Origin of the sequence: Falsiroseomonas sp. E2-1-a4 (assembly GCF_051433165.1) — a bacterium.
In the GTDB taxonomy this organism is placed as follows: domain Bacteria; phylum Pseudomonadota; class Alphaproteobacteria; order Acetobacterales; family Acetobacteraceae; genus Falsiroseomonas.
On the sequence record NZ_JBHMFS010000021.1, the window covers coordinates 1 to 26,202 of the forward strand.

General features: G+C 68.2%; 24 protein-coding genes. 5 read left to right on the forward strand and 19 right to left on the reverse strand.

Annotated elements, in window-relative coordinates:
- Positions 1 to 147: 147 nt before the first annotated feature.
- From ACFHNC_RS19725 to ACFHNC_RS19740, 4 genes are all read right to left on the reverse strand, one after another.
- Entirely contained in the window at positions 148 to 1,056 is a 909-nt protein-coding gene (locus ACFHNC_RS19725; RefSeq protein ID WP_437170954.1) for a hypothetical protein, read from the reverse strand.
- Between the two features lie 164 nt (positions 1,057 to 1,220).
- Positions 1,221 to 1,571: a hypothetical protein gene (locus tag ACFHNC_RS19730; protein WP_437170955.1), complete on the reverse strand. Its 351-nt coding sequence runs from the start codon at positions 1,569 to 1,571 to the stop codon at positions 1,221 to 1,223.
- Positions 1,572 to 1,845: 274 nt separating this feature from the next.
- Positions 1,846 to 3,192, reverse strand: coding sequence for a tyrosine-type recombinase/integrase (locus ACFHNC_RS19735; RefSeq protein ID WP_437170956.1), 1,347 nt, complete (start codon positions 3,190 to 3,192; stop codon positions 1,846 to 1,848).
- 354 nt (positions 3,193 to 3,546) lie between these two features.
- Positions 3,547 to 3,750, reverse strand: coding sequence for a hypothetical protein (locus ACFHNC_RS19740; RefSeq protein ID WP_437170957.1), 204 nt, complete (start codon positions 3,748 to 3,750; stop codon positions 3,547 to 3,549).
- A gap of 215 nt (positions 3,751 to 3,965) precedes the next feature.
- Here ACFHNC_RS19740 and ACFHNC_RS19745 point away from each other — a divergent pair, with 215 nt between their 5' ends.
- Both ACFHNC_RS19745 and ACFHNC_RS19750 read left to right on the forward strand, forming a co-directional pair.
- A complete protein-coding gene (locus tag ACFHNC_RS19745) occupies positions 3,966 to 5,594 on the forward strand; it encodes a class I SAM-dependent methyltransferase (protein WP_437170958.1) in 1,629 nt (542 codons plus the stop codon).
- A 493-nt stretch (positions 5,595 to 6,087) separates the two neighbouring features.
- Positions 6,088 to 6,861, forward strand: a complete 774-nt coding sequence (locus ACFHNC_RS19750) for an SDR family NAD(P)-dependent oxidoreductase (RefSeq protein ID WP_437170959.1) — start codon at positions 6,088 to 6,090, stop codon at positions 6,859 to 6,861.
- A 4-nt stretch (positions 6,862 to 6,865) separates the two neighbouring features.
- On the opposite strand, the gene ACFHNC_RS19755 is transcribed toward ACFHNC_RS19750, so the two are convergent.
- Entirely contained in the window at positions 6,866 to 8,089 is a 1,224-nt protein-coding gene (locus tag ACFHNC_RS19755; protein ID WP_437170960.1) for a serine hydrolase domain-containing protein, read from the reverse strand.
- Positions 8,090 to 8,216: 127 nt separating this feature from the next.
- Between ACFHNC_RS19755 and mdlC the strand changes: the two genes are divergently transcribed.
- Together mdlC and ACFHNC_RS19765 are read left to right on the forward strand one after the other, a co-directional pair.
- Entirely contained in the window at positions 8,217 to 9,806 is a 1,590-nt protein-coding gene (mdlC, locus tag ACFHNC_RS19760; protein ID WP_437170961.1) for a benzoylformate decarboxylase, read from the forward strand.
- Between the two features lie 33 nt (positions 9,807 to 9,839).
- Positions 9,840 to 10,802, forward strand: a complete 963-nt coding sequence (locus ACFHNC_RS19765; RefSeq protein ID WP_437170962.1) for a Bug family tripartite tricarboxylate transporter substrate binding protein — start codon at positions 9,840 to 9,842, stop codon at positions 10,800 to 10,802.
- A 7-nt stretch (positions 10,803 to 10,809) separates the two neighbouring features.
- On the opposite strand, the gene ACFHNC_RS19770 is transcribed toward ACFHNC_RS19765, so the two are convergent.
- The 4 genes from ACFHNC_RS19770 to ACFHNC_RS19785 are packed head-to-tail and all read right to left on the reverse strand — an operon-like array spanning position 10,810 to position 14,133.
- Complete coding sequence (locus ACFHNC_RS19770; protein ID WP_437170963.1) at positions 10,810 to 11,778, reverse strand: Bug family tripartite tricarboxylate transporter substrate binding protein; 969 nt, start codon at positions 11,776 to 11,778, stop codon at positions 10,810 to 10,812.
- Complete coding sequence (locus ACFHNC_RS19775; protein ID WP_437170964.1) at positions 11,775 to 12,815, reverse strand: amidohydrolase family protein; 1,041 nt, start codon at positions 12,813 to 12,815, stop codon at positions 11,775 to 11,777. The genes ACFHNC_RS19770 and ACFHNC_RS19775 overlap by 4 nt, the downstream gene beginning before the upstream one ends.
- Positions 12,812 to 13,369 carry a carboxymuconolactone decarboxylase family protein gene (locus ACFHNC_RS19780; RefSeq protein ID WP_437170965.1) on the reverse strand — a complete coding sequence of 186 codons (558 nt, stop codon included), beginning with the start codon at positions 13,367 to 13,369 and terminating at the stop codon, positions 12,812 to 12,814. The genes ACFHNC_RS19775 and ACFHNC_RS19780 overlap by 4 nt, the downstream gene beginning before the upstream one ends.
- The gene (locus ACFHNC_RS19785) at positions 13,357 to 14,133 is read right to left on the reverse strand and encodes an IclR family transcriptional regulator (protein WP_437170966.1); all 777 of its coding nucleotides are present in this window, start codon (positions 14,131 to 14,133) and stop codon (positions 13,357 to 13,359) included. Before ACFHNC_RS19785 ends, ACFHNC_RS19780 begins: the two co-directional genes overlap by 13 nt.
- Positions 14,134 to 14,229: 96 nt before the next feature.
- Here ACFHNC_RS19785 and ACFHNC_RS19790 point away from each other — a divergent pair, with 96 nt between their 5' ends.
- Positions 14,230 to 15,030, forward strand: coding sequence for an SDR family NAD(P)-dependent oxidoreductase (locus tag ACFHNC_RS19790; RefSeq protein WP_437170967.1), 801 nt, complete (start codon positions 14,230 to 14,232; stop codon positions 15,028 to 15,030).
- A gap of 6 nt (positions 15,031 to 15,036) precedes the next feature.
- Here the strand turns inward: ACFHNC_RS19790 and ACFHNC_RS19795 are convergent, their stop codons facing one another.
- The 10 genes from ACFHNC_RS19795 to ACFHNC_RS19840 form a co-directional block, all read right to left on the reverse strand.
- Positions 15,037 to 17,526 carry a PAS domain-containing protein gene (locus ACFHNC_RS19795; RefSeq protein ID WP_437170968.1) on the reverse strand — a complete coding sequence of 830 codons (2,490 nt, stop codon included), beginning with the start codon at positions 17,524 to 17,526 and terminating at the stop codon, positions 15,037 to 15,039.
- A gap of 73 nt (positions 17,527 to 17,599) precedes the next feature.
- Positions 17,600 to 19,081 (reverse strand): carboxypeptidase M32, encoded by a 1,482-nt coding sequence (locus ACFHNC_RS19800; protein ID WP_437170969.1) that lies wholly within the window; start codon positions 19,079 to 19,081, stop codon positions 17,600 to 17,602.
- A complete protein-coding gene (locus ACFHNC_RS19805; protein WP_437170970.1) occupies positions 19,078 to 19,764 on the reverse strand; it encodes an SURF1 family protein in 687 nt (228 codons plus the stop codon). Before ACFHNC_RS19805 ends, ACFHNC_RS19800 begins: the two co-directional genes overlap by 4 nt.
- Before the next feature lie 90 nt (positions 19,765 to 19,854).
- On the reverse strand, positions 19,855 to 20,691 hold the full coding sequence (locus ACFHNC_RS19810) for a cytochrome c oxidase subunit 3 (RefSeq protein ID WP_437170971.1): 837 nt from the start codon (positions 20,689 to 20,691) through the stop codon (positions 19,855 to 19,857).
- Between the two features lie 106 nt (positions 20,692 to 20,797).
- A complete protein-coding gene (locus ACFHNC_RS19815; RefSeq protein ID WP_437170972.1) occupies positions 20,798 to 21,415 on the reverse strand; it encodes a cytochrome c oxidase assembly protein in 618 nt (205 codons plus the stop codon).
- 4 nt (positions 21,416 to 21,419) lie between these two features.
- Complete coding sequence (locus ACFHNC_RS19820) at positions 21,420 to 21,548, reverse strand: hypothetical protein (RefSeq protein ID WP_437170973.1); 129 nt, start codon at positions 21,546 to 21,548, stop codon at positions 21,420 to 21,422.
- Positions 21,545 to 22,486, reverse strand: a complete 942-nt coding sequence (locus tag ACFHNC_RS19825) for a heme o synthase (RefSeq protein ID WP_437170974.1) — start codon at positions 22,484 to 22,486, stop codon at positions 21,545 to 21,547. The genes ACFHNC_RS19820 and ACFHNC_RS19825 overlap by 4 nt, the downstream gene beginning before the upstream one ends.
- 6 nt (positions 22,487 to 22,492) lie before the next feature.
- On the reverse strand, positions 22,493 to 24,085 hold the full coding sequence (ctaD, locus tag ACFHNC_RS19830) for a cytochrome c oxidase subunit I (protein WP_437170975.1): 1,593 nt from the start codon (positions 24,083 to 24,085) through the stop codon (positions 22,493 to 22,495).
- Positions 24,086 to 24,124: 39 nt separating this feature from the next.
- Positions 24,125 to 25,039, reverse strand: coding sequence for a cytochrome c oxidase subunit II (gene coxB, locus ACFHNC_RS19835; protein ID WP_437170976.1), 915 nt, complete (start codon positions 25,037 to 25,039; stop codon positions 24,125 to 24,127).
- A 338-nt stretch (positions 25,040 to 25,377) separates the two neighbouring features.
- Positions 25,378 to 26,070 carry a class I SAM-dependent methyltransferase gene (locus tag ACFHNC_RS19840; RefSeq protein WP_437170977.1) on the reverse strand — a complete coding sequence of 231 codons (693 nt, stop codon included), beginning with the start codon at positions 26,068 to 26,070 and terminating at the stop codon, positions 25,378 to 25,380.
- Positions 26,071 to 26,202: the final 132 nt, after the last annotated feature.

The window sequence follows — 26,202 nt, forward strand, 5'->3', positions numbered from 1 at the left end:
TTTTCTGGGAAGCCAAGGTGCCACCTCATGACGCTCAGCGGGCGGAAGTGCCTCGCTCTGCGCCATGGATGGGCCTTGAGAATACGGGATAAAATCCTGCCGCGATAAAGCTGGCGAGGCGATTAGGTGCGGCGATTATGGCTGCGATTACTGCGACGATTTCCGGCGCCCAGGGGTTGCCCAAGCCACCGCCTTCGACACTTTGACTGCCGCGGCCCACGCGCGCTCGAACCCCCGCTCAGAAACTGAGATTTCGGGATACTGCGTCGCACGGCTACGCATTTCGAGTTTTGGGACGGGGTTGTTCGGTTCGGCAGTCATGGCCTCCACAAGCCACCTCTCCAAGCGCCGCTCACTTGCTATGCCACCGAGTATTGCGCCTTGTGCTTTGGTTGGGGTTTCGCCTTGCAGTGCGGCGGTGCCACGCCAGCATTGCGGGCGCTCGCACGGCTCAGTTTCTGCGGGTGCGCCGCACCAGCCGGCTAGGTCGGCTTTTGCGATGATTGGTTGTCCCCACGCGGCCGGAGCCCCGTTCGGCTTGGAACCTACCGGCACGGTGCGGCCCTCTATCGCTTCTGCAAACGGTCGGAGGTCACGCATCGGCGGGCGCGAGAACAGTGAGCGCCAAGCAGCCGCTTCCATCGTGACAAGGATTCCATCCTCGCGCACCGCTGCCGCCCTTACGCTGCCGGAGATGAGCGCCTGCACAAGATCGGCACGCGCATTGACCCGCGCCCCGGCCAGCTTCTGCCGCGCCTCGCCCCACAGCTTCAATCGCGCCTCTATTTCCGCCTTCGCTTCGGGCGACGGTTGTGCGGTGGTGGCGGGCATGGGATCGGCAGGGCGGAGGTCGCGCACCGGGCCGAGCGATGGACCCGCACGGATTGAACGGATAGGCGCAGCCGGTGGCGCGATGCGCGGGCGCAAGGCAGCATCCACACGCGCCAAAAATGCAAAGCCATCAGGCGTCAGCGTCTCCACCGCTTCCGGCTCCCGCATCCGGGCGACATATTCAAGGGCGCCGCTAAGCGACACGTAGCCGTCCGGGATAAACATCCATGCGCCTCCGATGGGCGTTCCGAATGAAATGCGGCGGGGCGGCCCGTTCGGAATCCGGGCGTTCGGCGGCCAAACCTAGCCCCGCCGAGTGTGAAGATAGCATATGCGCGGCATTTTTCAGAGCGAGAGGCGCGCAGACGCTCACAAACGATAAATGGAAGCTAACGCTGCTTCTCGGCAGCTTCGAGAGCATAAATTGCCGACATGAGCGTATCCAGGGGATTCCGGGTACAATGCTGCTCGATAAATAGCATGCGGCTTAGAATATTCATTGGTCCAAAAATTGGGGTTGTGGATTGCCAGTTGGCGCCAGTCATGACGCCGGTCACTACGCCGAATATCCCTGCGTAAGCACGCGTATAAATCTGATTTGCTTGCTGTGTCTGTCCCTGCCGCGCCCACTCAGCCCGCTCACCAGCAATAGCCGCGACGACCGCGCCGCAATCTGCCGTTGCGTTGCCAAACGCCACGAAAGGTTGCGCCCGCACCGCCCCGGAAAGGGACACCAACACGGCAAGGCAAATCACACAGCGCACGGCGTGGCCTCAGTGGATGCGGGGCTTGAGTTTGCATCGCCGGCATGCGCGCGCAACGTCAAATCTCGTTCCTCACCTCCATCTCTGCGCCCCTACGCCGCCACCTCGCGCTCCCCGTTACCACCGTTGCCAGTGGCGATTTGGAGGTGGCAACGCCAGCAAGGCCCTACAAAACAGCCATTGTTGCCACCGTTACCAGCGTTGCCAGACATAAATTTACAGCCCCGCTTTTCACGTCTCGCCAGCGCTATCATGCGGCAGTCCGGGCGCCCTGCTGCCGCTTCGGTCCGCTGCCGCAATGCTCCGCCCAATCGCGCATAAGCGGCTGGCGCCGATCGAACAGGTCGGAGCGCCGGTAAGCCCCGCTCACCTTGTTCGCCACCTCATGCGCCAGCGCCTTCTCAGCCGCCTCCCGCTCATGCGGGCGGGTGTCATCCACCCATGTCGAGAAGGTGGCACGGAAGCCGTGCGGCACCGCCACGCGCCCGTCAGCATCGCGCCAGGGTGCCGGTGCATCCTCCGGCTTGTCGGCATTCATGCGCCGCATGACGGCAGAAAGCGCCATATCAGAAAGCGGCGTGGTGCGCTTGGCGCTCGGAAAGATCAGGGCATCCCGCGCCAGGGCGGCCAGCTTCGGCAATTCGGCCACGGTCGCGGTGGTGCCGTTTGCTTCTCCGTAGGCCCGCGCCAGCGTCTCAAGCGCCGCATCGGAAAGCGGCACGCGATGCGGCATCACTTCGCCTGTCTTTTTGCCCTTCATTACCTCGCCCGGGACCGTCAGCGTCGGCACACCATCGAACGAAAGCCAGGACCACCGGGCATTCCGCACCTCACCGGAGCGCAGCGCGGTCAACACCACAAGACGCAGCGCCAGCGCCCCAAGCCCCGGCATGGCGTCAAGCGCCGCCATGAAGGCCGGCAGCCGCGCCCAGGGCAAGGAAGGCTGCTTTCGGCCACCCGCCAGCGCGGGAAGCCCGGCATAGCGGAGCATCCGCGCGTCGGCCGGATTGTCATTCGCGCGCCAGCCATGCGCGGCGGCATAGCGGAGGATGGCAGCGATGCGGCGCACGACCTTTCGCCCAGTCGCCGGCCGAGTGCGCCATACCTCACCCACCGCACGAAGCACCGCAGCGCGATCCACCTCGGCAACCGGCATCTTGCCGAGTTCAGGAAAGGCCCATCGCTCAAGCGAATTGTGCCAGATAAGCTCCGTCCGCTCATTCTTCCAGCCGGGCGCCTCCGCCTCAATACAGGCCAGCGCCACCGTGCGGAATGTCCGCGTCTCGGCCTCGGCGGCGGCCTTGCGCTGCGCAGCCTGTTCCCGCTCAAGCCGCTCGCGCTCCACCACCGGATCACCGCCATCGGCTGCAATCTTGCGCGCCGCTGCCGCCTTCTCGCGCGCTTCCTTGAGGCTCACGCCAGGATAGCCACCCAGGCCCACATCCCGCCGCTTTCCGTCCACCGTCAGCCGTACAAGCCACATACGCGCCCCGCTCGGCCGCACTTCCAGCAGCAGCCCGCCGCCATCTGACAAGCGATAGTGCGCGGCCCGCTTCTTTGCCGCTTCCACCGTCTTTGCGTCGAGATTGCCAGCCATTGCCGCCGCTCCGGGGTATGTGTCGAGGGAAGCCCATCCCCCACAGTCCCCACACTATCCCCCACACTCGGCGCCTGCAATGTCATTCAGTATCAGGGTGGAACATACTGATGCAAAGGCTTCTTACGACTTGCCTTAAGGCCGGCGCTCTGGGGGTGCCTTGCGTCGCTCTGATGCAGGCTGGTTTGACTGAATGGCGCCCGCCGGGGACACCATCGCAACCATTTCGCCTGCCGGTCTGACCCCGTCTTCGGGTGTGCCACGCCATTTGCACGGCGGTGGGCGACCTCATGCGATAGGCGGCGACGATCAGGTCAGTGCCGCCGACGCGTTCAGCCGCTCAGCGGAGACTTCTCAAACCCGCGTGCAGAAGCCGCTACCTTGACGAATGCGATCCTGCGGGGTGGAGCATGCGTATTCGCGTTTTGCCTGGCGCCAGATACCCTTGCATTTTGTCTGATGGCGCCGCTTACCGTCTGGATTGGAGCTGACATGCGACATCTGATCACGCGGCTGGGCACCCTGGTTTTTCGGCGCAATGATGGCCATCTCGGCCATGGCCCCATCCGCTCCACGCCGCGGAATTTTTGGATCCGCCCGGATTTTGGCCTCACCGACGACATCCAGGGCCTGTGGGCTCGCCCGGTGGAGGGTGGACGCCTTTGCGAAGTGCTTCGCGATGGCAACAAGCTATCGGCGCTCCCGAACGGCACCTTCACGGCATCGAATGAGATCGGGGCCACAAGCTTCCTGCCGCTTGAGCAGGATCGGCTTTGCGACCTTGCGACCTTGCGGCGGAGAGCTGGTCCCTGCCCGATGGTCGCCTTGTCCGGCCCGCGGATATCGGCGTATCGGATGATTTCCGGCTGCGGTTCGGCCCCTGGAAAATTGCGCTCGATCGCCATGAGGACAACTTCGTGCTGGACCGTACCGGCGGGATGCTGCGCCAGCTTCGTGTGGTCCATTCAGGCTGGCGCGCCGAAACCGCCCGTTTGTTTCGCCCCCTCATCTACCTGTGTGCCTTCGGCGAGGAAGATCAGTTCAATCAGCTCGCGGTGGCATTGCGGTCGATCGCAACCTTCGGCGAGTATTCGGGTCATGTCCTGCTAATCTCTGATAGGCCCAAAGCGGCCTTACGTTCCCTCATACCCTTGGAACTGATCCCGCGAATGCTTTTCGTATCCCGCAATACCGGGGCACAAAGCGCGCAGCGCATGGCCATGCTCTCCGCCCGGTACGATCTTTCGGATTTGCCGATCGAACCCTTCCAGCCAGTCCTCTACCTTGATACCGACATTCTCTGCGACGCGCCAATAATGCCGCTGCTGGAAGCGATGAATGCCCGGGGCGGCTTCCATGTCGCGCTGGAAGGCGGACAAGCGCAGGATGTTCTGGCGGACCGCCCCGTCACGGACATGGCTGAGACTTCGTCTGTCTGGTTTGGCCGACCGCTGCTGGAAAAGCATCCGCCCTTTGACAGGCCGTTGCTCGCGATAAACTCTGGATGCTTCGGGTTTCCCAGTAAGGCTGCCGCGATGCCTGTATTTCGTCAGCTCTGCGCTGTCATGTCGGGCTACCCCGCATCGGAGGCGGATTTTAATCCGCGCCTCGGCGATCAGCCCTTCCTGAGTTATCTGCTGCAGAAGCAGAGCCTCGGGGATTACCGCACTCTCACACCGCATGTCCGGCATCTGGGACGTGAAACGCCACGAGCCGATACGCAACGCAGGGGACTGCTCCACTTCAATCGCGGTGTCGGCGAGGGTAGCAAACTTGCGGCCATGCACGATCATATGGCAGCCCTGGAAACCAGACTTGGTGCCGCCGCGCCAGCCGAACCTGCAATTCGGATCGATCGCACGATCCCGGGCCAGATGACCGATGCGGAGCTAGGCCGGTTGATAACCCTGGCGCGCGCGGTGCCGCCCAATGGTGTCATCGTCGAGGTCGGATCGCTATATGGATTATCCTCCTGGCACCTGGCACAGCATTGTGCGCCCAGCGTCACCGTATACTGCATCGATCCATGGGAAAGGACGGGCTGGATCGTCCGGTTGGTTGAAAAGCCTTTCGCCGCCCCGGAATTTGGCCCGGATGCCTTCCGCGCCTTTACCGCGGATTGCCCCAATATTCTGATGATGCAAGGATACAGCCCACAAATAGCGCAGGATTGGTCACGCCCTGTCGACCTGTATGTCGAAGACGCAGTCCATACAAACCCATTGCTTTCCAGAAACATCAAATTCTGGTCGGATCACGTCCGGCCTGGCGGGGTGGTGGCGGGGCATGATTATTCGCAGCAATGGCCAGATGTGATGACCGAGGCGGAGGCCCTGGCGAAGCGCTACGGCATGCCCCTCGATGTCAGTGAGACGCTATGGTCGGTGCAAAAGCCCAGCTGAACGCGCCAGGTTGCGGCGCCAAAGGTTGAGAGGCGGCGGCTTCACCCCTCGCCGGCGCCCGGCCCGGACTCGGCTCGCCGCGTCAGCGGTGTCAGCAAATACAGCGTCACCGCGGTGAACAGGCAGACTGTCACCGCCACATGGTAGCTGCCGAGCGCGACCGCGGCCCCGATCGCGCCGGTTGCCCAGATGCTGGCGCGGTCGCCGTGCCATGAATCTCCTTGCCACCCATCATGATCGCGCCGGCACCGATGAAGCCGATGCCGGTGATGACGGCCGCGACGACAGGCGCCGCCTCCTCCGTGCCGCCCTCTGTCATGGTCTCGGAGATATGGGTCTCGGATATTACGAGCGTAGATCGGAATCGTACACGGACTCCGGCAGCCAGGCTTGCATCGGGTGAGGCATCCTTCCAACGTGAGCCGCCGAGGCTGCGGCGTGGCGGCACAACCGCGCTACGCCGGCCGGGTTGCCTGCGGAGGGGGAGGGCCTGATGCGCGTTGTCCTGATCACCGGCGCGGCCCGCGGCATCGGCCTGGCCACGGCGCGACGCTTCCTAGCGGAAGGCTGGCGCGTGGCGCTGCTGGATATCGAGGCAGGGCTGCTCGATGCCGCAATGGCAGACATCGCCCAACCGGACGCGACTCTGGCGCTGTCCTGCGACGTGGCCGATGCGCCCGCGCTGTCGGCGGCCATCCACCGCGCGCACGCCCATTTCGGACGGCTGGATGCGCTGGTGAACAATGCCGGCACTGCCGTGTTCAAGCCGATGCTCGACACCACCGCGGCGGAATGGGCGCGGGTGCTGGCCGTCAACCTCACCGCGCCCTTCCTGGCCGTGCAGGCGGCGGCACCGCTGATGGCGGAAGGCGGTGGCGGGGCGGTGGTGAACATCACCTCCATCTCCGGCCTGCGCGCCTCCACCTTGCGGGTCGCCTACGGGACCAGCAAGGCCGCGCTGGCGCATCTGACCAAGCAGCAGGCGGTGGAGCTGGCGGGCATGGGTATCCGCGTGAATGCGGTGGCGCCCGGGCCGGTGGATACCGCCATGGCGAAGGCGGTGCACACGCCGGAAATCCGGCGCGACTACCACGACACCATCCCGCTCAACCGCTACGGGCTGGAGAGCGAGCTGGCGGAGACCATCCTGTTCCTGTGCGGCGACCGCGCCAGCTACCTGACCGGCCAGGTCATCGCCGTGGATGGCGGCTTCGAGGCGACGGGGATCGGCCTGCCGACACTGCGCGCAGCGCGGCGGAACCTGTAGCCGCTCAATCCACCACGGCCTGGTAGCTCAGCACCCGCAGCTCCCGTCGCAGCGGCCAGGTGGAAGACGGCATGAGCTGGGTCAGCAGGATCACCGCCATATCCTCCGCCGGGTCCACCCAGAAGGCGGTGCTGGCGGCGCCACCCCAGGCGCATTCGCCCGGCGTGCCGAGAATCTGCGCCCGCGCCGGATCCAGCGTGACGGAGAAGCCGAGGCCGAAACCGATGCCCTCCGCCGTGCTTTCGGACCAGCGCGGCTGGCCCATCGCAGCCATGTCACCGCGCAGGTGGTTCGACATCATCAGCTCCACCGTCTTGCGACCGAGATAGCGCGTGCCGTCCAGCGCGCCCCTGTTCAGCAGCATGCGGCAGAAGCGCAGGTAATCCGCCGCGGTGGAAACCAGCCCGCCGCCGCCGGAATGCACATTTCGCGGGGTCAGGTAGCGGCTGGTGGCGGGGTCATCGATCAGCTTCAGCGCGCGGTCGGCGCCGAGCGCATAATTCGCCGCGAGACGCGCGCCCTGCCCGTCCCGCACATGGAAATCCGTATCCACCATGCCGAGCGGGTCGATCAGCCGCTGCTTCAGGAACACCGGGAAGGGCTGGCCGGAAAGAACTTCCACCAGATAGCCAAGCACATCGGTGGACACCGAGTAATTCCACGCCGTGCCCGGCTCCGCGATCAGCGGCAGTTTCGCCAGAGCCTCCACCACCTCGCCAAGCGACGTCTCCGCGCCGCCGAAATCGATGCCCTGGTCGCGATACATAGCATCCACCGCCGTGGCCTGCATGAAGCCGTAGGTGAGGCCCGATGTATGCGTCAGCAGATCCCGGAAGGTGATGCCGCGCATCGCCGGCACGGTATCCACCTTGCCGCGCGCCCCGCCGGTGCAGACACGCTGGTTGGCGAAGTACGGCAGGAAGCGACTGATCGGGTCGTCGAGTTGAAAGCGCCCTTCCTCATACAGCATCATGATGGCGACGCTGGTGAGCGGCTTGGTCATCGAAAAGATGCGGTGGATGGTCGTGGGCGTCATCGCCACGCCGCGCGCCAGATCCGCCAGGCCGCTGCTGGCGCAGTGCGCCACCTGGCCGTGGCGCATCACCAGCGTGGTGGCGCCGGCCAGCTTGCCATCCGCCACCAGCCCGTCCCGCCACGCATCGATGCGGGCAAGCCGGGTGGTGGACAGGCCGACATCCTCCGGCCGTGCGATGCTGATGCTGTCCATGCTGCCCTGCTCCGATGCGCCCCGCAGGCATAGCCCATTCTCCCCGCGCCTGCCGAGCCGGCTTGCGGCGCCGCGCGCGCGCCACCTATGCTCGGCGCCGAGGAACCCCGGGAAGCAGGGACCATTCATGCCGACGGTGCGCCAGGCAACGCTGGATCTGCTGCGGTCGCTCGGCGTCACCACCATCTTCGGCAATCCGGGCTCGACCGAGATGCCGTTCCTCGACCGGTTTCCGGGTGATTTCCGCTACATCCTCGGCCTGCAGGAAGCCTGCGTGGTGGGCATGGCGGATGGCTTCGCCCGCGCCACCGGCCAGGCGGCCTTCGTCAACCTGCACTCGGCCGCCGGCGTCGGCCATGCGCTGGGCAATATCTTCACCGCGCAGCGCAACCAGGCGCCGCTGGTCATCACCGCGGGCCAGCAGGTGCGCGCGCTGCTGCCGAACCAGCCCTTCCTTGGCGCGACGGAGGCGGCGAGCTTCCCGAAACCCTATGTGAAGTTCAGCATCGAGCCGGCGCGGGCCGAGGATGTGCCCGCCGCCATCGCCCAGGCCTTTCGGATCGCGCAGCGCCGCCCCTGCGGACCGTGCTTCGTCTCGGTCCCCGCCGATGATTGGGGACGGCCCTGCGAGGCGCCCATTCCGCGCATCCTGTCCGCCGATGTGGCGCCCGACCCGGCGTTGATCGGCCAGGCCGCGCAGGCCTTGGCGGCGTCGCGCAGGCCGGTGCTGGTGGCGGGGCCGGAGGTGGACCAGGAGGGTATGGGCGGCGCCTTCGTGACCCTGGCGGAGGCGATCGGTGCGCCGGTGCTGACCAGCCCCTTCGCCAGCCGCATCGCCTTCCCCGAAAATCACCCGCTGTTTGCCGGTTTCCTCGCCGCCGCGCCGCAGGCGATCTCCGACGCGCTGGCGCCCCATGATTGCGTGCTGGTGGTCGGCGCGCCGGTCTTCACCTTCCATGTGGCGGGCGAGGTCGCGATCTTTCGCAGCGGCGTGCCCATTTTCCACCTGACCGCGGATGGCGAAACCGCGGCCAGCGCGCCCGCCGGCACCAGCATTTTGGGGAGCCTGCGCTTCGCCATCCCCGCGCTGCACGCGGCGCTGCCTGCCATGGCGCGCGCCGCGCCTGCGCCGCGCAGGGACGCCCCACCACCGCAACCCGCTGATCCCATCCCCGCCGCCTGGCTGCTGCATCGCCTGCACCTGGCCATGCCCGCGGATGCGATCCTGGTGGAGGAAGCGCCGTCGCATCGCCCGGCCATGCAGGCGCAGATGCCGCGCACACGCTGGGGCAGCTTCTTCACCATGGCGAGCGGCGGCCTCGGCTACAGCCTGCCGGCCGCCATCGGCGTGGCGCTGGCGAAGCCCGATCAGCGCGTGGTCTGCCTGATCGGCGACGGGTCCATGATGTATTCGCCCCAGGCGCTGTGGACCGCCGTGCAGCACGGGCTGAAGGTGACGACGGTGGTCATCAACAATGGCGGCTACGGAGCCATGCGCTCCATCGGCCAGGCGATGCAGGTGCGCGACATTCCCGGCATCGACCTGCCCGGCCTCGACTTCGTGCGGATCGCGGAGGGCATGGGCTGCCCCGCCATCCGCGTGACCCACCCGGATGCGCTGGATGCCGCGCTGCGCGAGGCGTGCCAGGCGGAGGGACCAATGCTGGTGGAGGTCGTCGTCGATGCGGCGATCCCCACGCTCTACCACAAGGCCTGATCAAAACGGGCCGGACCAGGGAGAAACCGGACCATGCCGATCACACGCCGCGCCACCCTCGCCGCCGCCACCTTGCTCGCCACGCCCGCCCTCGGACAAAGCTGGCCCACGCGCCCGGTCCGCATCGTGGTGCCCTTCCCGCCCGGCGGGCTGGTGGACACGCTGGCCCGCGCCTTGTCACCACGCCTGACGGAGCGTTTCGGCCAGCCCTTCGTGGTGGAGAACCGGGCCGGCGCGGGTGGGAACATCGGCGCGGATGCGGTGGCGAAGGCGGCGCCAGATGGTCACACGCTGCTGGCCAGTTCGCTCGGGCCGGTGGCGGTGAACCAGTACATCTACCGCTCCATGCCCTTCGACACGCAAACGGCCTTCGCCCCCATCGTGCTGCTGATCAGCACGCCCAAGGTGCTCTGCGTCGGGCCGCAGCGGCCGTGGCGGGATGTGGCCGCGCTGGTCGCCGCTGCAAAAGCCGCGCCGGGCACGCTGACGGGCGGCTCCGCCGGGCCGGGCACCAGCCTGCATCTGGCGCTGGAGCTGTTCAAACAGACCACGGGAACCGACATCCAGCACGTGCCCTACCGCGGCGCGGCTGCGGCCATCACGGATCTCGTCGGCGGGCAGATCGACTTGATCATCGACAACCTGCCGAACATCCTGGGCCAGATCACCGGCGGGCAGGTGCGCGCCCTGGCGGCCGCCACCGGCACGCGGCTGGCACAATTGCCGGACGTGCCGACCATGGCGGAGCAGGGCATCGACTTTACCTTCGGCACTGCCTTCGGTCTGGTCGCCCCGGCCGGCACCGATGATGCCATCGTGCAGCGCCTGGCCGCGACGGTGAGCGAGGCGCTGCGCGACCCGGCGATCGGCGGCCGCCTGGCGCAGCAGGGCGCCATCCTCGGCGGCGGCAGCCCCGCCGATTTCGCCGCGGTCATCGCGCGGGAGAAGACGGTGCTGGCGCCGGTGATCCGCGCGGCGAATATCCGCGCGGAATAGCCTCGCCTCAATCCGCGGTGATGTTGTTGGCGCGGATCACCGCACCCCACTTCTCCAGCTCGCTGCGCATGAAGGCACCGAATTCGGCGCGGCTGTTGCCGCCCGGCATCGCGCCCTGTGCGTCGAGCTGGCGGCGGATCTCGGCGTCGTTCAACGCGCCGGCCACCGCGCGGTGCAGCGCCACCAGGATCGGCTCCGGCGTACGCGCCGGCGCGACAAAGCCGTGCCAGTTGCTGGCATCCACCCCCGGCAGGCCCACTTCGCGCATCGTCGGCACATCCGGGATCCAGGACAGGCGCTCCGGCGTGCCCACCGCCAGCGCCCGCATCGTGCCGCCGCGGATATGGCCGAGCAGCACCGGCAGGTCGGCGAAGCCGAGCTGCACCTCATTGCTCAGGATCGCGAGGGACAGCGCACCGCCCGAGCGGTAGGAGATGTGCACGATGTCGAGCCCCGCCGCGGCGCGAAGCTGTTCGGCGGCCAGATGCGGCATGCTGCCCGAACCGGTGGAGCCGAAATTCAGCGCGCTCGGCCGCGCCTTGGCGCCTGCGATCAGCTCCTGGATCGTGCGGAAGTTGCTCGCCGCCGGCACCACCAGCGGCTCCGGCACCAGCACGCCGAGGGTGATCGGCGCGAGATCCGTCAGCGGATTATAGGGCGTGCCGCGATCAAGGCCGGGCGAGATCGCCAGCCCGCCGGCGCTGCCCATGCCGAAGATATAGCCATCCGGCGCCGCGCGGGCGATGGCATCGACGCCGGTGACGCCACCGGCCCCGGCGCGGTTTTCCACCACCACCGGCTGGCCGAGCGTGGCCGAGATATGCGGCACCAGCAGGCGGGCGACGATGTCGCTCGGGCCGCCGGGGCCGAAGGGCACGACCAGGCGGATCGGCCGGTCCGGCCAGGCTGGCTGCGCCATGGCGGGCAATACGGTGAGCGCGCCGAGCAGGGCGCCGAGGGCAATACGTCGGATCATGAATTTCCTCCTTCGTTGATTGGCAGACGGTAGAAACGGGTGGCGCTGCGCCAGAACAGGTCGGCCTTCTCGGCCGCGCTTGCATCCTGGGCCAGGCGCTTGAAGGCGTTCCAGCCGGCGACGTAGCCGAAGCCGCCCTTGTCGACGGGGAAGTTGCTCTCGAACATGCAGCGGCTGGTGCCGAAGATTTCGATGCAGGCTTCCATCCATGGCCGCCAGGCCTCGGCCAGCTGGGCCGAGCTCGGCGCGGCCGCGCCCTGCTCCAGCCCGAAGCCCGGCAGCCGCATGCCCAACCCGCCGAGCTTGACCATGACGTTCGGGCAGGTGGCCAGGTCGCGCATGTGGCGCGACCATTCGGCGAAAACCTCGTCCCGCTTCCCGGTGAAACGGCCGATCCCCAGGATGCCGCCGCAATGGTCGAGCACGATCGGCGTGCCGGGGAAGACGCGCGCCAGCGCCGTCAGGCGGGGGATCTGGTGGAAATACAGCCAGGCATCGTAGCTGAGGCCAAGCGGCGCCAGATGCGCGAAGCCGGCGCGGAAGCCCGCGCTGTCCAGCATGTCCTCGGCCGGGGTGTAGGCCGGGTTCAGCAGCGCCGGCTCCGGGTCCCAGGTGGCGGTGTGGCGGATGCCGCGGAAGCGGTCGCCGCCGGCGCGGATATGCGCCTCCAACACTGGCCGCACCCCATCGCCCAGCCGCAGATCGGCGTGGCCGACGATGCCGGCGCAGACCCGCACATCGCCATAGCCACCGCTGGCGCACATGGCGGCGATGCCATTGGCGAATTCCGTTTCCCCCACCGGCTGCATTTCCACCGGGCCACCCGCGCGGTGCATGGCGCGGGCCTGCACGAAGACGGTGGCGCGCACGTCGTGGCCGCTGCGGATATCGGCCAGCATGTCATCCAGCAGGTAGCGCCAGCCAGGCCGTTCCCACAGATGGTGGTGCGGATCGACGATCATCTGGCCGGGGTCGAGGATGTCTTCCTGCGTCGAGGCCAGCCAGGCCTCGCGCACCGGCAGGTAATGCGTGCTCATGCTTGCGCCTCCAGTTCCGCGGCATGGGCTTCAGGAAGCCCGATCTCGAAGGCATTCAGCGTCAGCGCGACCATGGAATAATAGCCGAGCAGCGCCACCAGCTCGACCATGCCGCGTTCGCCGAGCACCGCGGTGCCGTGGTCATGCAGCGCCTTCGGCAGCCTTGCGGTGCCGATCAGCGTGCGCGCCACATCATACACCGCCCGCTCCCGCGCATCGGCCAGCGCGGGTTCGCGGCGGGCTGCGATGGCGGCCACCACCTCCGGGTCCATGCCCGCCTTCAGCCCTTCCCGCTTATGCACCGTCCATTCGTAATGGGAGGTCCAGTGCCGGGCGGTGACAAGGATGGCGAGCTCGCTCAGCTTCGGCTCCAGCGTGGTCTGATAGCGCAGCAGCTCGCCCAGCTTTTGGGCCCGGCGCGCCAGTTCCGGGTTGCGGATCCAGGCGATCATCGGCGCCGGCACGCGGCCACGGATGCCGGAGGCGGCCTCCGCGCAGGCTTCCGCCTGTTCCGGCGTGCGGTCGGCGGGTTCGGGCAGGGTCAGTCGCGCCATGCAGAATCTCCCAAAGCGGCGATCGGTGCGGGGGTGCCGCCCAGCGCCGCGGTCACCGCCAGCGCCTCCCGCAGCACCAGCGTCGTGCAGAGCCGCTCCGCGGCGGCATCGAAGCGATACAGCGGCAGGGTCAGGCCGATCGAGCCGGCCACCACCCCCTCCGCCCCCAGCACCGGAGCGGCGATGGCCGCGACATCCTGCAGCCGCTCGCCCCGGCTGATGATCGGCAGGCGCGGGCGGTCACCGGGCGGCGGCTCCAGCGCCATCAGCGCGCGGCCATGCGCGCCGATGCCGAGCGGCTGCATCTCCCCCACCCGCGCGAAATCGCGCACCGGATGCGGGCTTTCCAGGCGGAACAGGCAGCGGCGGCGGTCGCCGTCGCGGACGAAGAAGGTGGCGCTCTCGCCGCTTTCCGCGCGCAGCCGTTCCAGCGCCGGGCGCACATGGTCATCGAGGCGCAGGCTGCGCCGGAAGCGTTCGCCCAGAAGCAGCAGGGTGGCGCCCAGCACATAGCCGCCGGCGGGCAGGCGGGTGACGAAGCCGTGGCTTTCCAGCGTGCCGAGCAGCCGCAGCGCCGTGGTCAGGTGCAGCCCGCTGCGCCGGGCGAGATCCGCCAGCGGCAGCGGCCCGTCCTCCTCCCGGAAGGCGTCGAGCAGCGCCAGGGCACGGTCCACCGCGCGCACATTGCCTTCCGCACCCAGCGCCTCAGGCACCGTCGCGGGCACGCGCCGAGGGGGCGCGGGCAGATCCTTGGGTTTCCTCACCCGAAAAGCCTAGCAACTTCATCCGCAGGATGGAAGTGTGTTGCACGTGGTGGAGAAGCCCGCTATCGGCGCTCGTCCAAGAACGGAGCCCCCCGCATGTCCGCACGTTTCGCCGGCAAGATCGTCCTCGTCACCGGCGCGGGGTCCGTCGGCACCGGATGGGGCAATGGCCGCGGCATCGCGGTCGGCTTCGCGCGGGAAGGTGCCACCGTCATCGGCGTCGATCGTGACATGGCGGCGATGGATGAAACCACCGAACGGGTGGCGGAGGTGCAGGGCATCTTCCACGCGGCCGAATGCAACGTGACGGACAGCGCGGCGATCGCGCAGCTCGTCGCCCGCATCGTGGCCGATCACGGCCGCATCGACATCCTGGTGAACAATGTCGGCGGCTCCGCCGCCGGCGGCCCGGTGGAAATGGCGGAGGAGGTGTGGGACGCGCAGATCGACCACAATCTGAAAAGCGTGTTCCTGACCTGCAAGCATGTGATTCCGGTGATGGAGGCGGCCGGCGGCGGCGCCATCGTCAACCTGGCCTCCACCTCCGGTATCCGCTGGACCGGCGCGGCGCAGGTCGCCTATGCGGCGTCCAAGGCGGGCGTCATCCAGTTCTCCCGCGTCGTCGCCATCCAGTACGCGACCAAGGGCATCCGCGCGAACACCGTGGTGCCGGGGCAGATGCACACGCCGATGGTGGAGGTGCGCCTGGCCGGCCAGCGTGCCGGGGGCGATGTCGATGCGCTGATCAAGCAGCGCCTGTCCCGCATCCCGCTCGGTTTCGCCGGCGATGGCCGGGACACCGCCAATGCGGTGCTGTTCCTGGCGTCCGAGGAGGCGCGCTTCATCACCGGGACGGAGCTGGTGGTGGATGGTGGCATGTCGGTGCGCTGCGACTGAAGTCGTTCAGCCCACCGCCTGGACGCGGCTGAGCGGCAGCCAGGCCTGCCAGAGCAGCCCCTCCGCCCGCCATTCCTGGGCCAGCCGCCCGCCAAGCTGCCGCAACACCGTCGCCTCGAGGAGGGAGGAGCCGAAGCCGCGATGCGGCGGCTTACTGCCGGTCTCCGGCCCGCCCGTCTCCGCCCAGCGCAGATGCAGCCGCGCCACCCCGGCTTCCTCCTCGATGGCCCAGCTCACGGCCACCTGCCCCGCCGGCACCGATAGCGCGCCGTATTTCGCGGCGTTGGTCGCCAATTCGTGGAAGGCCATGGACAGCGCCTGAACCGCAGCCGGGGACAGCGCCAGGGAGGGACCTTCGAAGGTCGCGACCGGGCCGGATTGGGCAAGGAAGGCAGCCAGCTCCCCCTGCAACACGGATCGCAGCTCCGCCCCCGCCCAATGCGCCGCGGCCAGCAGCGTATGCGCGCGGGACAGCGCCATCACCCGGCCCTCGATGGCGGCGGCGAAAGCCGCCGCATCGTGCCGCGGCGTCAGCCGCAATGCCGCCTGCACCACGGTCAAGGCGTTCTTCGCCCGGTGGTCCAACTCCCGCGACAGCAACGCCTGGCGTTCCTGCACCTCCCGCTGCGCCGTCACGTCACGCGTGGTGCCGATCAGCCGCAGCGCCGCGCCCGTCATGGCATCCCGCTCCGCCGCGCGGCCATGGCTTTCCACCCAGCGCCACGGTCCATCCGGCCGCTGAAAGCGATACTGCACCTGGTAGCGTTCCGCCGCCCCGCTCCGCACCGTTTCCACCGCCTGCTCGAGCCGGCTGCGGTCGTCGGGGTGGATGCGGTCGCGCCAGGACGGGTAGGCACCGAACTGGCCCTCGGACTCGAAGCCGAAGATCTCCAGCGTGCGCTCCGTCCGCGTGGCACGGCCGTGCTGGAGATCCACCTCCCACGCCCCGAGCTCCGCCGCCTCCAGCGCCAGGCGCAGGCGTTCCTCGCTGTCGCGCAACGCCTGTTCGGCAAGCTTGAGTGCAGTGACATCGACATGCGCGCCGATCATCCGCAACGCACGGCCCTGCGTGTCGCGCTCCACCTCGGCGCGGGCGGAAACCCAGCGCGTGCCCGCCGGCGTCACCACGCGGTAATCCTGCGCGTAGCTGGTGGTGGTCGCGCCGCTGGCGATGACCTGAAGGAAATGCGCCTCGGCGCGGTCCCGGTCCTCCGGGTGCAATTCGCTGATCCAGCTCTGGTAGTCGCCCTCCGTCGCGGCTGGTTGGGCATGCAGATCGAGGTATTCGGCGGAGTGCCGGCTGTCGCCGGTGCGAAAATCGATCATGAAGCCACCGACGCGGCCGATCCGCTGCACCCGTCGTAGCTCCTCCCCTCCTTCCCGCAGCGCGGCCTCCGCTGCCGCAACCGCCAGGCGCAGGCGTTCGAATTCCGGCACCTTGGCGGGGTCCACAGGGGCGGAGGGCAGCACCTGGCCGGCGGCCACGGCCTCGGCATGCGCCACCAGCGCCTCGACCGGGCGCAGCAGGCGGCGGGTCAGGGCGGTGGCCATGGCCAGCCCGATCAGCAGCGCCAGGGCGCCGCCGCCCGCCAGCGCCAGGGTCGGCCCACGGCGGCTGGCGGCGAAGACGGCTTCCGGTTCATTCACCCACACCATCCAGCCGGGCGCGCTGTCCAGCCGGCGGAAGGCGGTGCGGAGCGCCGCGCCATCCAGCAGGCTGCGGCCGCGCAGCATGCCGGTGCGGCCAAGCTCGGCATCCTCCGCCCGCGGCGGCCGGACCTGGCCGACCAACCGGTCCGCGGCGTGCGAATGCCCCACCATCGTGCCGCGTGCATCGGTCAGCGCGGCCGCGCCCGGCCCGGATACCTCTCGCTGCGCCAGGAGGGCGGACAGGCGCGCCGGCAGCAGCGGCATGCCCACCACGCGCCAGACCGCGCCACCCCGCAGCATGGGTGCGAAGACGAAGGCCACCGTCTCGCCCGAGGCGCGGCCGGTGGCCAGGTCCGTGACCACCGGAAGGCCGGTTGCAAAAACCTGCTCCACCCACCTGCCGCCACCGCCCGGCCCCACGGCGCCGCCCGGGCCAGGCAGCGGGCCGGCGCGGGGATGCGTGTTGAGCAGCGGCCGCCCATCCCGGTCCATGACGACGACCCAGCCCCCGAAGGCGATGCCGGTGTTGCGGGCCAGGTTGGCGAAGGCGGCCTCATCCGCCTGGGGGAAGGCGGCCAGCACGGTCAGGGCGGCGATATGCCCGGCGATATGGGCATCGATCGCGGCCGCCATTGCCTGCGCCGTATCGACCAGCCGCGCCTCGGCCGCCGCATTGCGGCTGCGCAGCGCATCCCACGATGCCGCAGCGCCGAAGGCCAGCGCCGGCAGCAGCACCGCCAGCACCAGCAGGACCAGATGGCCGCGCAGCCGGAGCGTCGTCCGGTGGGGCCCAGATTGGGCACGATTTGCTTCGGGCGCGGCGGCAACCGCCCCCGGACTCCCCATGGCACTCATTGCGGTACTTTAGCAGGTTGCGGTGATTTGCACGAATGCAACCGGCCAGAAAAGGCTGCCGCGCTCAGCCGGCCAGGTAGCGCGCCGAGAGATGCGCGGTGAAATCGGCCGGATCAAGCGGCTTGCCGGTGGCCGCGCGCAGCAGGTCCTGGAAGCCAAGGCGGGCGCCCTGCCCATGCACCTTGTCCCGCAACCAGGCCATCATCGGTGCCATGTCACCGCGGGCGAGTTGCGCGTCCAGCTCCGGTTCCGCCCGGCGCAGCGCCGCCATCAGCTGGGCGGCGGCCATGGCACCCAGCGTGTAGCTGGGGAAGTAGCCGAAGGCGCCGTCATGCCAGTGGATATCCTGCAGGCAGCCCAGCGAATCATGCGGCGGAGTCATGCCGAGCGCCTTCTTGAGACCATCGTTCCAGGCCCCCGGCAGCTCCGCCACCTCCAGCCCACCCTCGATCATCGCGCGTTCCAGGCGGAAGCGCAGGATGACATGGGCGGGGTAGGTCATTTCATCCGCATCGACGCGGATGAATCCACGCTCCACCCGCCGCCACAGTTTTCCGAGGTTTGCGGCAGCGTAGGGGGCCGCGTCGCCGCCGAAGGTCTCGTGCAGGCGGGTTCCGAGGAACTGCAGGAAAGCATCGGAGCGGCAGGCCTGCATCTCGACGATCAGGGATTGCGATTCATGCGCCGCCATCCCCGCCGCCTCCCCCACCGGCTGGCGGGCGAAGGATTCGGGCAGGCCGCGCTCATACATCGCGTGACCGGTCTCATGCAGCACGCCGAGCAGCGCCTTGGCGACGTTGGCCTCGTCGTAGAAGGTCGTGATGCGGACATCGGTGGGGGTGCCGCCGCAGAAGGGGTGCAGGCTTTCATCCAGCCGGGCATGGGCGAAATCCAGCCCCACCGCCTGCGCCATGGCGCGGCACAGGTCGCGCTGGGCGGCCACCGGGAAGGGGCCGGGCAATGGCAGGGCCGGGCCACGTCTGGCCTGGATCGCCTCCGCCCGCGGCAGCGCCTCGGCTAGCCAGGCTTCATAGGCCGCGAAGACCGGGTCCACATCCGCGGCGGTGACGCCGCGCTGGTAGCCATCCATCAGCGCGTCATAGGGCGCCATGCCCAGCGCCTCCCCCAGCCCCTGCGCCACTTCCCGTTGCAGGCGCACCACTTCGGTCAGATAGGGGCGCACCAGGTCGAAATCGGCGGCGGCCTTGGCCTGGCGCCAGACCTTCTCGCAGGCCGAATTGGCCCGCTCCACCGCCTCCACCAGCGCTGTCGGCAGGGCGGTGGCGCGCAGATGGGCGTGGCGCATCAGGTCCAGATTGGCCTGTTCCCAGGGGGTGCCGCCGCTCGCGTCGCCGAGATCGAGCGAAACCTCCGGCGAGACCAGCAATTCATGCCGCAGCCCGGCGAGTGCCGCGAGCTGCTCGCCCCGCGCCACGCCGCCACCCGGCGGCATCATCGCGCTGGCATCCCAATGCAGCATCCCCGCCGCCTCCCCCAATGCGCCAAGGCGGGCGAAGCGGGCGGTCAGGCGCTGATAGGCGGTCATGCGGGGTCCTTCAGGCGGCGGCGCGCCCAGACGGCGAAGACGCCGAGCAGGGACAGCGCCAGCCCATACCAGGTGATGACATAGCCAAGATGGCTGTTGGTCGGGCGCGGCAGGGTGCGCGCCGGGTCGGGGAGACCGTTCGCCGCGCCGAGCACCACCAGCCCATAGGGCGCCACCTGCTCCAGCCCCAGCGCCGCACCGATGGCCGAGGGCACGAAGCTGTAAAAGCGCCGCCCGGCGGTATCATCCGTCGCGGCGAACAGGCCGAGGGTCTCGCCCGGGCGCACATAGCCCTCCAGCGTCACCGGGCCGTCCGGGCGGGCGATCGGAAGGCGGCTCTCCAGCGGAATCCAGCCGCGATCCACCAGGATCGCCGGCGCATCCTCCCGCAGCAGCGGCACCAGAAGATGGGTGCCGAGCACCGCCCCGCGCACCTCCAGACCCAGCAGCGCCTCCCGCCCATGGTCCAGGCGGCCGGTGACGGCGACCTTCGTCCAGGGTTGCGGGATGGCGGGGATGGGGATGGCCGGGTTGGCCTCGGCGGCGGCGATCTCGGCCAGCAGCTGGGTCTTCCACCCCATCCGCTGCACCTGCCAGGTGCCGAGCGCCACCAGCACCGCCAGCACCGGCAGGATCAGCAGTATGGGAAGCACCAGCCGGCGCCACTTCGGGCCTTCGGTCATGCCGGCATCATCCACGGCCATGGCCCCGAAACGACGCGACCCCGCCCGCCGAGGCGGACGGGGTCGTTGCGTGTGACATGCGGGTGCCGATCAGTGCGGCATGATCTCGCCGGCGCCCCACCAGTAGATGGAGACGAACAGGAACAGCCAGACCACGTCCACGAAGTGCCAGTACCAGGCCGCCGCCTCGAAGCCGAAATGCTTCTCCGGCGTGAAGCCGCCGCGCAGCGCGCGGATCAGGCACACGGCCAGGAAGATGGTGCCGACGATCACATGGAAGCCGTGGAAGCCGGTGGCGAGGAAGAAGATGGAGGGATAGACGCCGCCGGAGAAGGGGAACGGCGCCTCCATGTATTCCACCACCTGGAAGAAGGTGAAGAACGCACCGAGGAACACGGTCAGCGCCAGGCCGGTGATCAGGCCCTTGCGGTCATTCTCCAGCAGCGCGTGATGCGCCCAGGTGACCGTGCAGCCCGACAGCAGCAGGATCAGCGTGTTCAACAGCGGCAGGCCGAAGGGGTCGAAGGTCAGCGTGCCGGCCGGCGGCCACACCGCGGTGGCGGCGATGGAACCCGAGACATGATCCGGGAACAGCGCGAAGTGGAAATAGGCCCAGAAGAAGGCGACGAAGAACATCACCTCGGAGGCGATGAACAGGATCATGCCGTAGCGCAGGCCGAGGCGCACCACCGGGGAATGCAGCCCGGCGGTGGCGCTTTCCTTCAGGATGTCGCGCCACCAGAAGAACATGGTCGCCAGCACGCCGACCGTGCCCAGGCCGAACGCCCACCAGTTGGCGTAATGCGCGATCATGACGATGCCGAACATCATCACGCCGCCCGCCATGGCGCCGACCAGCGGCCAGGGGGACGGGTCCACCAGATGGTAGGGATGCTTGTAGGTCGGGTGGCCGAATTCGCTTGCCATGGTCGTCCTGGTATCCGTTCAGTCTGCGCGCATCCTGGCGGGCTGCGCGAAATCAATCCTCGAAGGCGGCGGCGTTTTCAAGCCCCTGCCGTCGCGGGGTAGAGTCTTACGGCGTCGCCGCCGGCCGTCGTCCGACATGGGTGCCGGCGCTGGCCAAGGCGCCGGCGCGCTCCGCATCGTGCAGGGTGCGGAAGAAGGTGTAGCTGACCGTGATGGTGCGGATGTCCCGCGTGTTCGGGTCCTGGCTGATTGCCGGGTCCACCCAGAAGGCCAGCGGCATGTCCACCTGCTGGCCGGGCTGGAGGGTCTGTTCCTCGAAGCAGAAGCAGGCGGTCTTCTGGAAATACTTGCCCACCACTTCCGGCGTCACATTGTAGGTCGAGATGCCGGTGGAGGGACCCTCCCCCGTGCTGGTGGCGTTGTAGAAGGCGACACCTTCCTCACCCACCCGCAGGCGCAGGGAGGGCACCGCCGGCTCGAACCGCCAGGGCAGGTTGGGCTGGGTATTGGCGTTGAAGCGGATGGTCAGCACCTGCTCCCCGGCACCCGGCGCGGCACCGCCACCGATCATCGGCGTGCCGTTGAAGCCGGTGACGCGGCAGAACAGGTCATAAAGCGGCACGGCCGCGAAGCTCACGCCCACCATGCCTGCCACGCCGGTGAAGGCGGCCAGCACGGTGCGGCGGTTGCGGCGGGCCAGGTTGCTGCGCTGTTCCGGGTTCATGACCTCAGCTCTGCATCAGACGTGCGGTCGCGATGAAGTAGAAGAGCACCACCAGCGCGATCAGCGCGCCGAGCATCGCCCAGTTGCGGCCGCGACGCCGCTTCTCGAAGGCCAGCTTCTCCTCCGGCGTCATCCGAGCACCAGACGGTCGATGGCCAGGGCGCCGAACAGGATGAACAGGTACATCAGCGAATAGGCGAAGGTCTTCCGCGCCGCCGCATCCTGCACCAGGCTGCGGCCGGTTTCGTCCTGCGCTTCCCGCCAGGTGCGGATGGCATGGTACAGGAAGCCGCCGCCCAGCGCGGTCGCCACCGCAGCATAGGGCAGGCCGGCGAAGCCGACGAACCACGGCGCCAGCCCGGCTACCGCCAGCACTACCGTGTACACCAGGATCTGCTTGCGGGTTTCCCGCGCGCCTTCCACCACCGGCAGCATCGGCACGCCGGCGCGGGCGTAGTCGCCATGCGCCCAAAGCGACAGCGCCCAGAAATGCGGCGGCGTCCAGGCGAAGACGATGGTGAACAGCAGCCAGGGCACCAGCGTGACATCTCCGGTCACCGCGGCCCAGCCGATGATCGGCGGGAAGGCACCGGCGGCGCCACCGATGACGATGTTCTGGCTGGTCCGGCGCTTCAGCCAGGCGGTGTAGACCACCACGTAGAACAGGATCGAGAAGGCGAGCCATCCGGCCGCCACCCAGTTCGTCGCCAGCCCCATCATGGCGACGGAGGTGACGGACAGCACGATGCCGAAGCCCAGCGCCGCATTCGGCGCGATGCGCCCGGCCGGGATCGGCCGGCGCAGGGTGCGGCGCATGATCGCGTCGATGTCGCGGTCATACCACATGTTCAGCGCACCGGCGGCACCGGCGCCGAGGGTGATGCAGAGCACCGCCGTCAGCCCCAGCACCGGGTGGATGGACCCGGGTGCCACCAGCAGCCCGATCAGGCCGGTGAACACCACCAGGGTCAGCACGCGCGGTTTCAGCAACGCGATCCAGTCGCGGACCTCGGACAGGTCGCTACCGGTGCTGGTGACCTGGCCGGCGACGGGGATCGTGGTGCTGCTCATGAAGCCTTACCGGACGCGGGGAAGTTCGTCGAAGGAGTGGAAGGGCGGCGGGCTGCTGACCTGCCACTCCAGCGTCGTTGCACCCTCACCCCACGGGTTCGCCGCAACCTTCGCACCGCGCGTCAGGGTCACGTAGAGCACGTAGAAGAACATCACGAAGGCAGCGACAGAGATGTAGGACCCGATCGAGACCACGAAGTTCCAGCCCGTAAAGGCATCCGGATAATCCGGATAGCGGCGCGGCATGCCCTGGTTGCCCAGGAAGTGCATCGGGAAGAAGGTCAGGTTCACGCCGATGAAGGTGAGCCAGAAATGGATCTTGCCCAGCATTTCCGGGTACTGCCGGCCGGACATCTTGCCGAGCCAGTAGTAGATTCCGCAGTAGATGCCGAACACGGCGCCCAGCGACAGCACGTAGTGGAAGTGTGCCACCACGTAGTAGGTGTTGTGCAGGATCTGCGTCAGGCCGGCATTGGCCAGCACAACGCCCGTCACGCCACCCATGGTGAACAGGAAGATGAAGCCGATGGCGAACAACATCGGCGTGTCGAACTTCATCGAACCGCCCCACATGGTGGCGATCCAGGAGAAGATCTTGATGCCGGTCGGCACGGCGATGACCATCGTCGCCGCCATGAAGTAGGCCCGTGTGTCCACGTCGATGCCCGAGGTGAACATGTGGTGCGCCCACACGATGAAGCCCACCACGCCGATCGCGACCATGGCGTAGGCCATGCCGAGATAGCCGAAGATCGGCTTGCGGCTGAAGGTGGAAATGACGTGGGAGACGATGCCGAAGGCCGGCAGGATCATGATGTAGACTTCGGGGTGGCCGAAGAACCAGAACAGGTGCTGGAACAGCACCGGGTCGCCACCGCCGGCCGGGTCGAAGAAGGCCGTGCCGAAGTTGCGGTCGGTGATCAGCATGGTGATCGCGCCCGCCAGCACCGGCACCGCCAGCAGCAGCAGGAAGGCGGTGACCAGCATGGACCACACGAACAGCGGCATCTTGTGCAGCGTCATGCCCGGGGCGCGCATGTTGAAGATGGTGGTGATGAAGTTGGCCGCGCCGAGGATGGAGGAAGCGCCAGCCAGATGCAGGCCGAACAGCGCCATGTCCATCGCGGGGCCTGGCTGGTAGGTGTCATCTGACAGCGGCGGATAGATGGTCCACCCCGCGCCCGCGCCACCGCCCACGAAAAGCGAGGCACCGAGCAGCAGGAAGGCCGGCACCAGCAGCCAGAAGCTGATGTTGTTCATGCGCGGGAAGGCCATGTCCGGCGCGCCGATCATCAGCGGCACGAACCAGTTGCCGAAGCCACCGATCAGCGCCGGCATGATGACGAAGAACACCATGATCAGCCCGTGGGCCGAGACATAGGCATTCCACATCTGGCCATCGGCGAAGATCTGCATCCCCGGCTCTTGCAGTTCGATCCGCATGAGCAGCGACAGGCCGATGCCGACGATCGCGGCAATCAGCGAGAAGCCGATGTAGAGGGTGCCGATATCCTTGTGATTGGTGGAAAACAGCCACCGGTTCACGAAGTTCGGCTTGTGATCGTGATGATCGTCGTGCGCGTGTGCCGCGGTCGCCATCGGGGTGTATCCGCTTCTGATGTTGGCTTCGGGGCCGCCTTACCGGCGGACCTCGGCGACGTTGATCTGGGTGGCAACGGCCGGCGCGCCAGGGGCGTTGCTGGCCGCGAGCGCCACGGGCGGACCCGGCGGCAGCCCCTGCGCGAAGTTCGCCCGCGCCTGGGCAACCCAGGCCTCATATTCCGCCTGCGGCACGGCGCGGACCACGATCGGCATGAACCAGTGGTTCACACCGCAGATCTGGTTGCACTGGCCATAGAAGGTGCCGGGGCGGTCGGCGCGCATCCAGGTCTCCAGCGTGCGGCCCGGGATGGTGTAGCGCTGCACGCCGAGCGACGGGACGAAGAAGGAATGGATCACGTCCTGCCCGGTGGTCAGCACCCGCACATTGGCGCCCACCGGAATGACCAGCGGATTGTCCACTTCCAGGTTCCGCATCTGCCCGGCCTGCAGGTCTTCGGTCTGCACCGGGTAGCTGTCGAAGGTGAAGTTGCCGTTGTCCGGGTAGCCATAGTGCCAATACCACTGGCGGCCCTGCACATTGACCGTGAGGTCCGCATCCACCGTCCGGTCCTGGTAGTAGATCAGCCGGAAGGACGGGATCGCGATGACCACCAGGATCAGCACCGGCACCACGGTCCAGGCGATCTCGAGCGTGGTGTTGTGGCTGGTGCGGGAGGGGTTCGGGTTCGCCGATGCCCGGAAGCGCCAGACCACATAGGCCAGCAGCGCCGCGACGAAGATCGTGATGGCAACGATGATCCAGAACACCAGCGCGTTGAAGGACGAGATCGCGTCCTTGATCGGCCCGCCGGAGGCCTGCAGCCCCATGCCCCAGGGCTGCGGCGCACCGATCATCGCCTCCTGCGCCAGGGCCGCGGCCGGCACGCCGAAGGCGGCCAGCGCCCCCGCGAGGCATGCCAGACCCAGCAGGCCGGCAACCCGACCCGTCATTTTCCGAAACGCACCGATCACGTGCCGCATCCTGTCATCCCGTCAGCGCACCGCGTCGCACGCCGAGTCTGTCGCAAGACCAAGGGGCAGCCCGCCCGCCCAAGGTCCCAAGCGCGCCTCTTCCACCGCCGCCGCGGCAGGTCGCGCTGCGGGCGGACCATAGTGTCCACCCTTGCACCGCACAAGTGACGACGCCCATCGCTTACACAAGCCTGACCAGGCACTGCATCATTGGTAAGGTTACGAAATCCCGAAAGCCGGGACTGCGCGCATGCATCCTGGCACCCCATTCCTCAATGGGGAGGAAACACCGGCGTGAACCATGGCGTGGTGAACAATCAGGCGGCGAAGGCCAGGCCCGCTTCCGGCAGGTTCCGCACCCGCACCAGGGTGAACAGCCCGCCCGGCTTGCAGGCCTCCATCGCCTCCACCTGCACCAGATCCGGGTCCAGCAAATCCCGCAGCGCGAAATCCGGGTGCCAGCCGAGCAGGCGGGACAGCGGCGCCATGGCGCGCTCCACCCACCAGCGCGGGCCATCCTCGGCCGCGAAGTGATTGACGAACAGCAGGTGCCCGCCGGGCCGCACGACCCGGGACATTTCCCCGAACAGGCGCTTGGCATCCGGCACCACGCTGGCGGTGAACATCGCCACCGCGATGTCGAAGGCGCCATCGGCGAAGGCCATGTGCTCCGCATCCATCTCCGCCAGGCCGACCACCTGGCCCAGACGCTCCGCGCGCACCCGCAGGGCCGCCTTCTCCAGCATCTCCCGCGACAGGTCGACACCGACGACGCGCTTGTCGCCGTTGTAGCGCGGCAAGGCTAGGCCGGTGCCGACGCCCACTTCCAGCACGCGGGTGCCGGGCAGGCGGTTCACCTCCGCCACCGCGCGGCGGCGGCCGAAGGCGGAGACGCCGCCGAAGACCGCGTCATACACCCCGGCCCAGCGCCGGTAGGCATCGCGCACCCCTGCCGCATCGAGTGCGGTGCGCGGGTGGTCGCGGTCGGGGGTGTCGGTTCGGATGGTCATGCCGGGCCAATTACAGAGATGGGCATGGGCTAGTCCTTTCGGGCCGGTTTACGCAAGCCTGTTGATGACATCCGAACGTCATGTGGGCGCCACGCGGTCGCCAGGCGCGCATCACGTCACTGCCATCAGGCT